This is a genomic window from Pseudoalteromonas sp. XMcav11-Q (genome assembly GCF_040104525.1).
Classification (GTDB): Bacteria; Pseudomonadota; Gammaproteobacteria; order Enterobacterales; family Alteromonadaceae; genus Pseudoalteromonas.
In genome coordinates this window covers 194,632-207,219 of the sequence record NZ_JBECOX010000004.1, presented here as the reverse complement: position 1 = coordinate 207,219, position 12,588 = coordinate 194,632, and the positions used below count along the sequence as shown (strand labels likewise).

Here is a 12,588-nt window from a genome sequence, read left to right as displayed (position 1 = left end):
CAAATACTCTAAAAACGCCATATTCCCACAATATCTGAGGATTTACAATCTAGATGCTGTTGAAACGTGGGCTTTAGCGCTCTTTGTGAACGTTTCTTTCCATGATTAGTTTATTCTTTACGCTCCTTCAGTTGTAAACGATGTTTTGTCGCAGTTTTGGTGTGCCTCAATTAGCTTATAGCAAATTTCCGGGTTTTCCATATGGCAATGGTGGCCGCCAGGTATTTTCTCAAGCTTGAGTGAATCGAAACAGCCTTTAAATTGACTATATTGTCTGACAATCATGTCATAGCCTTGTTCCGCTAACACCAATAAGGTTGGAATGGATATCCCATTAATCGCGGATTTTGCCTGCGAGATGGAATACCTAAATCCGGAGTGATGCTTTAGTCGGGGATCCAATCTAAGTTGCACACCATCAGGATGCGGCTGGGTATTTCTTGTCACAAGCAGCGCTGCTATTTCTAAAGAAACATCACTGATTTTACTACGCAGTTGCGCAAGTGTATTTATATCAGGATAAACCCGTGGTTCAGATTGTTTTAATTTATCTCGGGAATTAAACGCATTAATGAGCTGGGTTTTGGTATCACTCTCTGAGGTACTCACGATCCCTACTCCCTCGATTAGTACTAAAGATAAACAGCGTGTTGGATAGCAGCTTGCAAACAAGTTAGCTATCATCGCCCCCATAGAATGACCAACGATATGGCACGTTTTGATCTGTGCTAAATCTAAAAAGCACTTTAAGTCATAGACATAGTCGATAAAGTAATAAAAGGCGTCGGCACTTTTCCAATCGGAGTGTCCATGACCTGGTAAGTCAAGCGCGATATGTGTGTATTGTGTATTGCAAAATGGCGTAAACGGCAAAAAACTGTTGCTGTTGTCTTGCCAACCATGAAGGTAGATAACGGTTTGCTTTCCCTCTCCCCAGCTTTGGTAGGAGAATGGCCCGATTTTTTGTTCTTTTATCGCATATAGAGACATCGACGAATTCTTTTAGTGTTCATTGTAGCATCATTGATTTATCATCTTACCGTGACATATTTGAACTTACTACTTTGATTTGTTGAAAATATTTTTATCGAACATCCATTCTATTAAGAATGTGTTTTAAATCGATCAAATAGTAGAGAATCACATACCTTCATCACAATAAGTACACGGGAATAACAATGAATTTCAAAACTAGCCTTTTGGCCTCATTTGTTGGATTAGTATTTGCGGCTCCGACATTGGCTGCTCCAAAAAACATTATTTATATGATTGGCGACGGTATGGGGCCGGCTTACACTACGGGCTACCGTTATTTTAAAGATGACCCTTCAACGAAAGTGGTTGACCCAACGGTTTTTGACTCTATTTTGGTTGGTATGGCGCATACCTACCCAGACGACGACACGGTTGTAACAGACAGTGCTGCGGGCGCAACCGCCTTAAGTACAGGAACTAAAAGCTATAATGGCGCAATTGCGGTAGATACCCATAAAGAACATTTGGAAACGATGCTTGAAGTGGCGAAAAGAAAAGGTAAAACAACCGCGCTTGTTGCAACATCGCAAATCAACCACGCAACACCTGCAAGTTTCGCGTCTCATAATGAATCGCGTCGTAACTATGACGACATTGCCAATGATTACATCGACAATAAAATCGCAGGAAAATTACCTGTTGATCTTATGCTTGGTGGTGGCACTAAATACTTCATTCGTGAAGATAGAAACCTAGTTAATGAATTTAAAGACGCAGGTTATCAATACGTCGATGCTTTATCTAAACTTGATACGCTAAATAAAATTCCTGCGATGGGTCTGTTCGCAGAAGTAGGTCTACCATTCGCAATTGATGAAGAGCCACAGCGCCTAACTAAAATGACTAAAACGGCATTATCATTATTGGAAAACCAGAATGATAAAGGCTTCTTCTTAATGATTGAAGGTAGTCAGATTGACTGGTGTGGACATGCTAATGATATCGCTTGTGCTATGCATGAAATGGACGACTTTGCAGAGTCAATTAAGTTGGCAAAGGCTTTTGTCGATAACAACCCTGACACTATCTTGGTGATCACAGCAGATCACTCTACCGGTGGATTAACGCTTGGTGCGAATGGTCAGTATCGCTGGGAGCGTGATATTATCGCTAAAGTGAAAGGTTCAGCGGGCGAGATAGCAAAAGCACTCGTAAAGACAAAAGACATTAAAGCAACGTGGCAAGAGCTAACAGGTCTTGAGTTTGACAGTGCGACTGAGCTAAAAGTAAAAGAAGCACTATCACAAGGTCCGAAGGCGCTTAGTGTTGTCGTTAAAGAGGCAATTAGTGATGCATCTTTCACCGGTTGGACAACGGGTGGTCACACCGCTATTGATGTACAAGTGTTTGCCCATGGTAAAGGTAAAGAAGCGTTTATCGGCTCGCAAAACAATACCGCAATTGCTGATAAACTGATTGGATTTATTAAAAAGTAAAAATCTTCACCTATTATTTCAAACAAAGAAGGTCAGCATTTGCTGACCTTCTTTGTTTTCAATTCTTGGAAGAGATAATATACCAATTAGCCTTAATACTTGCTCAATTTGAAGGAGCAAATCTGACGCTAACGACGTTAAAAATTTCTCATTTAGAACAACTGAATAGCAAAATTTTTGTCTTGCCTACATGGATGCAGGTACCTTAGCGATAGCAGGACGCGGTAGCGGTGTTATCGACAAGATTTTCTCGCCTCAAAATAGACCACTTAATTAAGCGAATTGGTATTACGCGTAAACAGAAACGCCAATCATACCTTTGATCTCATCTCGTCTTGCTTCCGTTGCAATTGCTTTGTATTCACTAATTGCTTGTCCAGTACGAAAGTTAGGGCGGTCGTAGATAGTCGAACGTTGCTGCGATTGGAACTGCTCCACCAACGCAATGCCCTTTTCACTGGTTTTGATCTGAGCGGTATTAAGCTTAGCCGTGCTCATTTCTTCAATAGCAGGGCTCACCGCCTTTTTAGGCTGTGGCTTTACTTGATATGTACCTGCTTGTTGAATGATTGAATTTAGTTTCACGGTTTAGCTCAATAAATACGAAGTGCTTGTATAAAAATACGCCTTTATTCTCGACCTGGCAACTTTTTCCACGTCACAGTATCCCTTACATATTGCGGCTGGGCGTCAGCTGCATCCACAGATAAGCCTTGTGTGAAACTATCGTCGGCTATAAACAGCATGTAATAAGCATCCGGTAACGTGATATTGTCAATGATTTCGCATTCAAGCTGTGTGGCAAGCTCTGAGAACGCTTGCCATCCTGTACCAACACCGGCCGCGCCAGTTGATGTAAAGTCGATATTTTCAGGTTTAATAACTGTTTCTTCGGTGCTTGGTTGAATAACACCACGAGTTTCGCCGTTGTATTGGCATAAGTAGATCTCACCCATACGTGCATCTATTGCCGACACTACGCTGGACTTGCCTGCTTCCATGTACGCCTGTTGCGCCATCGCTTGCAAAGTTGAAACGCCAACCAACTTAAGACCTGAAGAATAAGCTAAGCCTTGCGCAACCGCTGTACTTATTCTAACCCCAGTAAAACTGCCCGGCCCACGTCCAAACACAATGCCATCAAGCTCACTAAGGGTGATATCGGCTTCGCGTAAAATACGTTCAACTAAGGGAAGTATCTTTTGGCTATGCTGCTGTGGGCAAACCTCGAAGTGGCGAATAAACTTGCCTTCATAGTGCAATGCAATACTGAGTGCTTCGGTGGAGGCGTCTATGGCCAACAGGTTATTTTTCATTTTTATCAATATTCTCTAAAAATCGGATTGCCTTGTTTAAGTCTCTCGTGCGAGACATATCGGGCAAACTACTTAAAAACGTCTGGCCGTATTTTCTCGTAACTAAGCGATTATCGCAAATAATCAGTACACCTTTATCGTTAGCATCACGAATTAGCCGTCCAACCCCTTGTTTCAACGCGATAACAGCTTGGGGGAGTTGTATTGCATCAAAGGGTTCTAATCCACGCATTTCAGCGTCTCGCATGCGCGCTTGCAACAAAGGGTCATCTGGTGAAGCAAATGGTAGTTTATCAATGACAACACAACTCAACGTGTCACCTCTCACATCCACCCCCTCCCAAAAGGAGGCCGTACCAAGTAGTACGGCGTTACCGTGCCGAATAAATTGCTCTAAAATTATCCGTTTCGATGCTTGACCCTGCATAAAAATGGGATATTGCAGTGCCGTATTCAGCCCTTCGTAGACTAAATGCATCGCGCGATAACTGGTAAAGAGTAAAAATGTACGCCCTTTTGCAGCTTCAATCACCTGTTTTGCAAGCTTTACCAGCGCATGTGGCATTAAGTCGTCACGGCTTTCTGGCAAATAGCGTGGCAGGCAAAGCAAGGCTTGCTGCTTATAGTTAAATGGGCTATCAACAATAAATTGTGAGGTCGGTTTGAGTCCTAAGCTACGACTAAAGTGCTCAAGGGAATTATCAACGGATAAGGTGGCGGAGGTAAATACAAAGCTTGCCTCAGTGGTTTTGACAATTTGTGCAAACTTACTTGATACATCAAGCGGCGTGATATGAATAGATAAAAAGCGCCTTGTGGTTTCGAACCAGTAACTAAATCCAGTTTGACTGGTATCAAAGGCACGTTCAAACTGATTTTTAAAGGTCATGACCTTTTCAAATGGGTGTTCTATTTTTTCACTTCTATCCAGACAAAGTTTGAGCACTTTATAGAGAAAGTCTAAGTTAGCTATCACTCGATGCATGGCATCGCAAATTGGTTTATTCGCCAGCGCCTCACGCCAATCACCACGGGCACCATCGCCACCAAATACCAAACGCAAATCGGCGACACTGGTTTCCAATTTATTGAGTGTTTTGCCAAGTTGCAACATATCTGGAATATCAGAACGGTAGATCACCCTTAAATCGTTAATAAGCGCCTGCAAAGCTTTAGTGCTGATAGTCTCACCAAAGTAGTCACTGGCTATTTCTGGTAATTGATGTGCTTCATCGAAGATATAGCTATCCGCGGTTGGCATTAGCTCCGCAAAGCCTAAATCTTTTACGGCCATATCTGCAAAAAATAAATGATGGTTGATAACCACAACATCGGCATCGACTGCCTTTAATCTTGCCTTTCGGATATAACAGTCTTCGTAGTCTGGGCACTCTTTTCCTAAACAGTTATCTGCAGTTGAGGTAACGTAGGGTAATACCTTTGCGTCTTCTTCGATACCCACACAGTCGGCTAAGTCTCCACTGTGTGTTTCAGAAGCGAACTTTGCAACCATGGCAAGTTGGTGCATAACATCTGGGTCGTCGGTTGGCACATGGCTCAAATGCTGTGATAAACGATAAGGGCAAAGGTAATTGGCCCTACCCTTTAGCAAAGTGACTTTTTTCCCACTGCCAAGCACCTTTTTTAGGGTTGGCACGTCACGATGGAATAATTGCTCTTGCAAGGCCTTAGAGCCGGTTGAGACGATGACTTTACCTTTAGATTGAAAGGCAGGAATGAGATAGGCAAACGTTTTCCCCGTCCCTGTTCCAGCTTCGGCGATGCATTGTCCACCATTTTGTATGGTTTCTTCTACCGCAATAGCCATATCAATTTGGGGCTGTCTTGGTTGATAGCCCGGGAAATGCTGGGCTAAAGGCCCCGTAGAAGAGAAAGTCGTAGATACAGCCAAAGTAATGTAGTTTACAAACAGACAGGTCGCGAAATTGTATGTGGCTAAGTACCAAATCGCAAGTAATCATTCAAAACCAGCATACCGACACCAACAATGATTGCCTTCAATTAAAAGTTGCGGTGATTAGCTGAAGAAATGGTAAACAAGCAAATGAGGAGAAGCGCAGTGCTTAAATAAAATACTAAAACAGCTATACTATCAGGAAAACACAGGGGCTAACGCGAGCACAGACAGACCTACAACGAATCAAGCTATAAGGTTCTTTACTGATTTATACGGCATGTTATTTCTCCAGTGTAAAATGGTGAACGGTCAGGTTAAATTAGCTTTGGCTTGACGTGGTGGCTACTGGCCCTAGTGAAATTTGTTGAGCATAAAGATTGAGGGAAAAGCCGTGCGGTATAGCTACACGGCTTAAATATGTACAAAATAAGTCTATTTTGGTCAACAGTTACTTTGCTCAGCTAACAGTGATGGTTGGATCCCATTGATAATATCCTAAAAGCGACTGGCTTTGACCATCTGAACTAAGCGTATATAACGCAAACTGAACTTGAAAGTTTTCAGTGCCTGAGTTTCGCACCTTAGAATCCAGCGTCATAAAGTTTGTGCTTACATGCGCCGCTGGTAAACCATTATTGTTGCCGGAATTAACATTTGGAACTGCTGCTTCAGTGCGATTTACGCTGTTAGTCACAAACGTGTTAAATACCTGAGTACCACCAAATTGTTTGATCCCGTAGATAATCACTGCATCATCGGCGTTGCCGTAAATCGACGTGCCGCTAAAGGAAACATTGTCCCCAGCGTTTGCTCTAAAGTTTAGTACCGCAGTACCTTGTCCACTAACAATGCCTCTGGGATCTGAAGCAATCATAAACTCACTGTTATGATCTATAGGTGTGGGATTATTTTGGTCTTGGCTTGGGTGGGGGTAATGCGCTTTCACGTACTCTGTATCAATGACAATGAGCACATTAATGCTTTCTGAAGATGCTTCTAATGTTGACATGACATTCCTCTCCTATCGGATGAAATTTACAAGAAATTAGTGATCCCTCTCTTGTGGCGTCCTGCACATTCACCATATCATCGAATCACTTTCTTTCACTTAACTTAAAATGGATTTACGGCCTAGAATTTTTATCCTAGCCACCATTTCGTTTATAAACATAGGCGTGAAAATGCTAGATTTGAATTACACGGCATTACACCTTTATAAACAAAATATCTTATTTTTTAATATGGTTGGGGGTAGCGGTTACTAACTTTTTGAAAGGCGGCAGTTTTTCTGGTCTAAGTATTGCGAAGACGAAAAATATCTTTACCAGTTCTGGAAATGTATTGGCACCGAGGTGAAGTGAGTTTAAACTAACAGACGCAACAAAACATTTTACGATCACGCCCATGTATCTAGATTCTCACCTTTATGTTCTTCGTGAGATTTTTCCTCCTCATCCTCTTCATCTTCGCTTTCTTTAATTTTTTCATGCTCAGCAGCTTGGCGTTTAAGTTCGATCTCGGTTTTTAAATCTTTCTTAACTTTTTCAATCTTATAGTGCTGCACACCAGCTACATGAAATGCAGACTTATGAGTTACATCTAGCCGTACGATTGGGCCTAAAAACGGTTTAAACGCATCCATATATTTCTCCACTAACCTATTGTTGATCTTACTTATTATCGGCTGTTATAAGCTATTCTTTAATTTGCGTTAAAAAATGATTGCCAAATAGAACAATAATGTGTTTATCTATAAATGAACTTTTTGAACAGCAGATATATTACAAAGGTAACATCATGCTAATGACACTGACAGCAATTCATCATCACCATCATCATACGGGATAACCTGTCAGGTATTTCGCTGGTGGGTTATTCCTTAAAGGAACCTCCGGCGAAGCAAAAAGTATAGTCAAAGTTTATTTCGCCCCGAGGTTCCGCCTCGGGGTTTTTCGTTTAAAGAATTAGGAAATAAATAATGAGCAACAGCAACCGTTTAAGAATCGCAATCCAAAAATCAGGCCGTCTTTCAAAGGATTGTCAAGCCCTACTCAAACAACTTGGTGTAAAACTAAACCTACGTGAACAGCGTTTGATCGCCCACTCTACCAACATGCCTATTGATGTACTTAGAGTACGTGATGACGATATTCCCGGCCTTGTAATGGACGGCGTTTGTGATTTAGGCATTGTCGGCGAAAACGTGTTAGAAGAAGTTCAAGCTGAGCGTGTTCGCAACGAGCAGTTTGCTGAAGTCACTAAACTTTCAAGACTGGACTTTGGCTTTTGCCGTTTAGCACTGGCGTGGCCACAAGAGCTAGGTCAACAGGATAAAGCGTGGTTTAACGGCAAACGCATCGCAACCACCTACCCTGAGATTTTAAAGCAATATCTAAAGCGTGAGAACATTGATGCTAGCGTGGTCATGTTAACGGGCTCGGTAGAAGTAGCACCTCGAGCAGGCCTTGCTGACGCCATTTGTGACTTAGTATCAACCGGTGCAACGCTTGAGGCTAATGGCCTTATGCAAGGCGATACCATCTTAGAATCTAATGCTTGCCTCATTCAAAATGCAGCATTGACTGACCAAAGTAAGCTTGCGCTTATCGATAAGTTAATGCCACGCCTTAAAGGGGTGAAACAAGCAAAAGAAAGCAAGTACATCATGATGCATGCACCAAAGAATAAGCTAGATGAAGTATGTGCATTACTTCCAGGTACAGGCCAACCAACTTTACTTGCACTTGCTGGCAGCGATGAATATGTTGCACTTCACATGGTCAGCTCTGAAACCCTATTTTGGGAGACAATGGAAGAGTTAAAGGCGCTCGGTGCTAACTCTATTCTCGTCATGCCAATTGAAAAGATGATGGAGTAATAGCATGTTTGATTGGCAGCAAGCCACCAGCGAGCAACGTCGCGAATGCTTGAGCCGTCCTGCGGTCAAAGTGGGCGATAAGGTAAAAGCAGCAGTTGAAAAGATAATTGATAACGTCGCTCGCAACGGCGACAACGCATTACTTGGTTATGCCGAGCAGTTCGACGCACGTATTAATCCAAGAATACGGGTAACGGGAACAGAGCTTATTGAAAGCGAATTTGCGTTAACACCTGAACTTAAAAGTGCCATTGACCAAGCGTATAGCAACATTAAGAAGTTTCACCAGTTGCAGTTACCACAAAGCAAGAAAATTGAGACTCAGCCAGGTGTGACCTGCGAGCTCAGATATCAAGCGATAGAAGCCGTGGGTTTATATGTGCCAGGTGGTAGCGCGCCACTGCCTTCTTCTGTCTTGATGCAAGGCGTGTGTGCGCAGCTAAGTGGTGCAAAAACAATCGTCTTGGCGACGCCGGTTAAAGGCGATAGCCAAATACATCCTGCGATTTTGTATGCGGCTAAACTGTGTGGCGTTACCGATGTGATTGAATGTGGTGGTGCAGGTGCAATTGCTGCCATGGCGCTAGGTACTAACAGCGTACCACAAGTGAACAAAATTTTTGGTCCAGGCAATAGCTTTGTCACAATGGCAAAACAGCTGCTTTCTCAGTCAGTGCCGGGACTTGCAATTGATATGCCGGCTGGCCCTTCTGAGGTGTTAGTGATTGCAGATAAGGGCGCTAATCCAGAATTTATCGCCGCCGATCTACTTTCTCAAGCGGAGCATGGGGAAGACTCGCAAGTCATATTATTGGCGTCTGACAGTCAACTTATCGAAGAAACTGAAGCTGCAATCGAGCGTCAACTAAGCAAGCTTAGTCGCGCTGATATTGCCAGAGCTGCGCTTAAAAACAGCACGCTGATTTTAGTTGAGAGCATAGAGCAAGCATTTGAGATCTCAGCAGAGTATGGGCCAGAACACCTAATCTTACAGATAAGAGATGCAGAGCGTTTCCTGCCGCTAGTAAAAAACGCAGGCTCAGTGTTTGTTGGTGACTATACGCCAGAATCAGCGGGTGATTATGCGTCTGGCACCAACCATGTATTGCCAACCTATGGTTATTCAAAAACCTACTCAAGTTTAAATCTGATGGATTTCTATAAGGCTTACACAGTACAAACCATCACAAAAGAAGGCCTGAGTAGTTTGCGCTCTGCCATTTTACCTTTGGCACAAGCTGAGGGCCTAGATGCGCACGTGAACGCCGTGAAAGTGAGGCTGGAGAATAATAATGACTAATATTGCGCTACCAAATAACATTGAAAAGCTCAAGGCCTACAGTTCTGCGAAAAGTGCAAAGCTAACAGGCACCACGTGGCTCAATGCCAATGAAAGTCCATACGCGCGTGTGCTTGAAATGCGCTTTGATAACTTAAACCGTTACCCAGATCCGCAGCCACAAGCGGTAATTGATGCCTATGCAGGCTACGCTAAGGTCGAGCAAACAAATGTACTGATGACACGTGGAGCCGATGAAGGCATTGAGTTATTAGTACGCACATATTGTGAACCGGCCAAAGATAGCATTGCAATCTTTACCCCTACCTATGGTATGTACAAAGTAACGGCAGACACCCACAACATCGCTATTAATGAATTAAGCCAAGCGCAGCTTGCTAATGACGATGTGGGTTCACTCATCAGTGCAATTGGTGACGCTAAATTGGTATTTGTGTGTAATCCAAATAACCCAACTGGCGCAATACAACCTGCCAGCAAAGTCGCTGCACTTGCTGATAAGCTTAAAGGCCGTGCAATCGTGGTCGTTGATGAAGCTTATATTGAGTTCTGTGAAGAACAAACCTGTGTCGAGCTTATCAAAGAGTTCTCAAACGTTGTTGTGCTGCGTACGCTATCTAAAGCGTTTGCACTGGCAGGACTGCGCGTTGGCTTTATGTTAGCGAGTGAAGCGCTATTGGCACCGGTGAGAAAAGTGATTGCGCCCTACCCTGTTTCTACAGTCGTGGCACAAATAGCAGCAACAGCGTTAACGTCAGATGCGATAACGCGGATGCGCCGGCAAGTCTCTATTTTGAACCTAGCAAAAAAGAAGCTTATACAATGGCTACAAGACAGCGAGTTCGTAAGCGCAATGTTATGCGGCGAAGGCAACTTTGTTACTTTACAGCTAACCGACAAACAGTTTGTGGAGCAAGCGATGCGCCAGGGGTTAATCATGCGGCCATTTGTGCTGTTTGGCGAGGACAACTGGTTGCGGATCTCTATCGGCAACGAGCAGGAATTAAAACAAGTAGAAAACTGGCTGAAACAATGCCAAGTGACTGAGGAAGTATCATGAGCGCCCCCTATTTATTCATCGACCGCGATGGCACTATTATCGAAGAGCCAATAACCGATAAGCAAGTGGATAGCCTAGAGAAATTGGCACTATTACCCAATGTGATCCCAGCGTTATTACAACTGCAGTCGTTTGGTTACAAGCTAGTGATGGTATCTAATCAAGATGGTCTCGGTACAGATAGCTTCCCTCAAGCTGATTTTGATGCGCCTCAAGATAAAATGATGCAAATCTTAACAAGCCAAGGGATCCGTTTTGAAGAAGTACTGATCTGTCCTCACTTTGACGAAGACAACTGCCAATGTCGCAAACCTAAAACAGGATTACTCACTGAATTGATGCGTTCTGGTAAAGTGAACCTTAGCAAATCATTTGTTATTGGCGATAGGCAAACCGATATTCAGCTTGCGGAAAACCTCTGCATTGAAGGTATTCTCTACGAAGATAACTGGCCTGCTATTGTGACTCAGTTAACCACCTTAAATCGCAGGGCACAAATTGCCAGAAATACCAAAGAAACCCAGATTTCGGTAGCTATAAATCTGGACCAACAAGCCAATGGAGAGATTTCAACGGGGCTTGGTTTTTTCGACCACATGCTAGATCAGATCAGAACTCACGCTAACCTTGGCCTGAATATTCAGGCGAAAGGTGACTTACATATAGACGAGCACCACCTCGTAGAAGACATCGGAATTGCCCTTGGTCAGGCCTTTAAGACCGCGCTTGGTACAAAATCACAAATCGCACGTTATGGCTTTGCGTTGCCTATGGACGAATGTAAAGCAGAATGTCAATTGGATTTATCTGGACGCGCGTCTTTTGTACTTAACGCTGACTTTACAAGAGATAAAGTGGGCGACTTGGATGTACAAATGGTTGAGCATTTCTTTAAATCCTTCGCGGATAATGCGGCAGTGAGTTTAATTTTGAGCGTAAGCGAAGGTAATGCCCACCACCAAGTTGAGGGTTTATTCAAAGCATTTTCTCGTGCTATTCGTATGGCTATTGCAACAGACGCGTCACAGCAAATGGCAAGTTCTAAGGGGTGTTTATGATTGCAATTATTAATACCGGTTGTGCCAATATTAACTCAGTGCGTTTTGCATTTGAGCGCCTTGGTGTTACGCCTGAAGTGATCACTGCACCGGAGAAGCTAGCCCGCTTTGAACGAGCCATTTTACCCGGTGTAGGGCACGCAAATGTGGCAATGAAGCGGTTAAATGAGCAGGGCTGGGCAGACGCAGTAGCTGACTATCAACGGCCTTTGATGGGGATTTGTTTAGGGATGCAGCTGCTTTGTGAGTCGACTGAAGAAGGGGATATTCCGTGCTTAGGTCGCATTCCGGGTAAGGTTGAGTTATTAGAGACTAATGAGTTAACTACACCGCATATGGGCTGGAATAATCTCCGTGTGGTGAAGCCTCATGCGCTCACTACAGGACTCAGTGAACAAGACCAAGTGTACTTTGTACACAGTTTTGCGCATACCATCAATCAATCGACACTGGTTTCGGGTGAGTACGGTCAAGCGTTCTCTGCGATTGTAGCAAACGACAATTATGCCGGCATGCAATTTCACCCTGAGCGCAGCGGCAAGGTTGGTGCGCAGCTTTTACAAAACTTTATTAATTGGCAGCTATAA

At 43.4% G+C, this 12,588-nt stretch carries 12 protein-coding genes; 6 read left to right on the top strand and 6 right to left on the bottom strand.

The genetic code is table 11. The features are described from left to right. Nucleotides 1-117 precede the first annotated feature (117 nt). On the bottom strand, nucleotides 118-990 hold the full coding sequence (locus ABMY45_RS08460; RefSeq protein ID WP_349288750.1) for an alpha/beta hydrolase: 873 nt from the start codon (nucleotides 988-990) through the stop codon (nucleotides 118-120). A gap of 188 nt (nucleotides 991-1,178) precedes the next feature. Between ABMY45_RS08460 and ABMY45_RS08455 the strand changes: the two genes are divergently transcribed. Continuing rightward, on the top strand, nucleotides 1,179-2,471 hold the full coding sequence (locus tag ABMY45_RS08455) for an alkaline phosphatase (RefSeq protein ID WP_349288749.1): 1,293 nt from the start codon (nucleotides 1,179-1,181) through the stop codon (nucleotides 2,469-2,471). 288 nt (nucleotides 2,472-2,759) lie between these two features. On the opposite strand, the gene ABMY45_RS08450 is transcribed toward ABMY45_RS08455, so the two are convergent. The 5 genes from ABMY45_RS08450 to ABMY45_RS08430 form a co-directional block, all read right to left on the bottom strand. After that, entirely contained in the window at nucleotides 2,760-3,056 is a 297-nt protein-coding gene (locus ABMY45_RS08450) for a hypothetical protein (protein ID WP_045988561.1), read from the bottom strand. Nucleotides 3,057-3,100: 44 nt separating this feature from the next. Continuing rightward, entirely contained in the window at nucleotides 3,101-3,787 is a 687-nt protein-coding gene (tsaB, locus tag ABMY45_RS08445) for a tRNA (adenosine(37)-N6)-threonylcarbamoyltransferase complex dimerization subunit type 1 TsaB (RefSeq protein ID WP_010605467.1), read from the bottom strand. Continuing rightward, entirely contained in the window at nucleotides 3,777-5,615 is a 1,839-nt protein-coding gene (locus ABMY45_RS08440; protein WP_239421601.1) for an ATP-dependent DNA helicase, read from the bottom strand. The genes tsaB and ABMY45_RS08440 overlap by 11 nt, the downstream gene beginning before the upstream one ends. Nucleotides 5,616-6,162: 547 nt before the next feature. Further along, nucleotides 6,163-6,714, bottom strand: a complete 552-nt coding sequence (locus ABMY45_RS08435; protein WP_102058090.1) for an inclusion body family protein — start codon at nucleotides 6,712-6,714, stop codon at nucleotides 6,163-6,165. A gap of 387 nt (nucleotides 6,715-7,101) precedes the next feature. Next, nucleotides 7,102-7,347, bottom strand: coding sequence for a hypothetical protein (locus tag ABMY45_RS08430; protein WP_010605471.1), 246 nt, complete (start codon nucleotides 7,345-7,347; stop codon nucleotides 7,102-7,104). Nucleotides 7,348-7,683: 336 nt separating this feature from the next. Here ABMY45_RS08430 and hisG point away from each other — a divergent pair, with 336 nt between their 5' ends. From hisG to hisH, 5 genes are read left to right on the top strand one after another with little or no spacing between them, the layout of a single operon-like run. Next, nucleotides 7,684-8,583, top strand: a complete 900-nt coding sequence (gene hisG / locus ABMY45_RS08425) for an ATP phosphoribosyltransferase (RefSeq protein WP_174169188.1) — start codon at nucleotides 7,684-7,686, stop codon at nucleotides 8,581-8,583. A 4-nt stretch (nucleotides 8,584-8,587) separates the two neighbouring features. Then, the gene (hisD, locus tag ABMY45_RS08420) at nucleotides 8,588-9,883 is read left to right on the top strand and encodes a histidinol dehydrogenase (RefSeq protein ID WP_349288748.1); all 1,296 of its coding nucleotides are present in this window, start codon (nucleotides 8,588-8,590) and stop codon (nucleotides 9,881-9,883) included. Next, nucleotides 9,876-10,943 carry a histidinol-phosphate transaminase gene (gene hisC / locus ABMY45_RS08415; RefSeq protein WP_349288747.1) on the top strand — a complete coding sequence of 356 codons (1,068 nt, stop codon included), beginning with the start codon at nucleotides 9,876-9,878 and terminating at the stop codon, nucleotides 10,941-10,943. The genes hisD and hisC overlap by 8 nt, the downstream gene beginning before the upstream one ends. Next, entirely contained in the window at nucleotides 10,940-12,001 is a 1,062-nt protein-coding gene (gene hisB, locus ABMY45_RS08410; protein WP_138527068.1) for a bifunctional histidinol-phosphatase/imidazoleglycerol-phosphate dehydratase HisB, read from the top strand. Before hisC ends, hisB begins: the two co-directional genes overlap by 4 nt. Beyond that, nucleotides 11,998-12,588, top strand: a complete 591-nt coding sequence (gene hisH / locus ABMY45_RS08405; protein WP_349288746.1) for an imidazole glycerol phosphate synthase subunit HisH — start codon at nucleotides 11,998-12,000, stop codon at nucleotides 12,586-12,588. The genes hisB and hisH overlap by 4 nt, the downstream gene beginning before the upstream one ends.

Coding starts and splice junctions, on each gene's coding strand:
- ABMY45_RS08430 (WP_010605471.1), bottom strand. CDS start 7,347: ATGGATGCGTTTAAACCGTTTTTAGGCCCAATCGTACGGCTAGATGTA.
- ABMY45_RS08460 (WP_349288750.1), bottom strand. CDS start 990: ATGTCTCTATATGCGATAAAAGAACAAAAAATCGGGCCATTCTCCTAC.
- tsaB (WP_010605467.1), bottom strand. CDS start 3,787: ATGAAAAATAACCTGTTGGCCATAGACGCCTCCACCGAAGCACTCAGT.
- ABMY45_RS08435 (WP_102058090.1), bottom strand. CDS start 6,714: ATGTCAACATTAGAAGCATCTTCAGAAAGCATTAATGTGCTCATTGTC.
- hisD (WP_349288748.1), top strand. CDS start 8,588: ATGTTTGATTGGCAGCAAGCCACCAGCGAGCAACGTCGCGAATGCTTG.
- hisC (WP_349288747.1), top strand. CDS start 9,876: ATGACTAATATTGCGCTACCAAATAACATTGAAAAGCTCAAGGCCTAC.
- hisH (WP_349288746.1), top strand. CDS start 11,998: ATGATTGCAATTATTAATACCGGTTGTGCCAATATTAACTCAGTGCGT.
- ABMY45_RS08455 (WP_349288749.1), top strand. CDS start 1,179: ATGAATTTCAAAACTAGCCTTTTGGCCTCATTTGTTGGATTAGTATTT.
- hisG (WP_174169188.1), top strand. CDS start 7,684: ATGAGCAACAGCAACCGTTTAAGAATCGCAATCCAAAAATCAGGCCGT.
- hisB (WP_138527068.1), top strand. CDS start 10,940: ATGAGCGCCCCCTATTTATTCATCGACCGCGATGGCACTATTATCGAA.
- ABMY45_RS08440 (WP_239421601.1), bottom strand. CDS start 5,615: ATGGCTATTGCGGTAGAAGAAACCATACAAAATGGTGGACAATGCATC.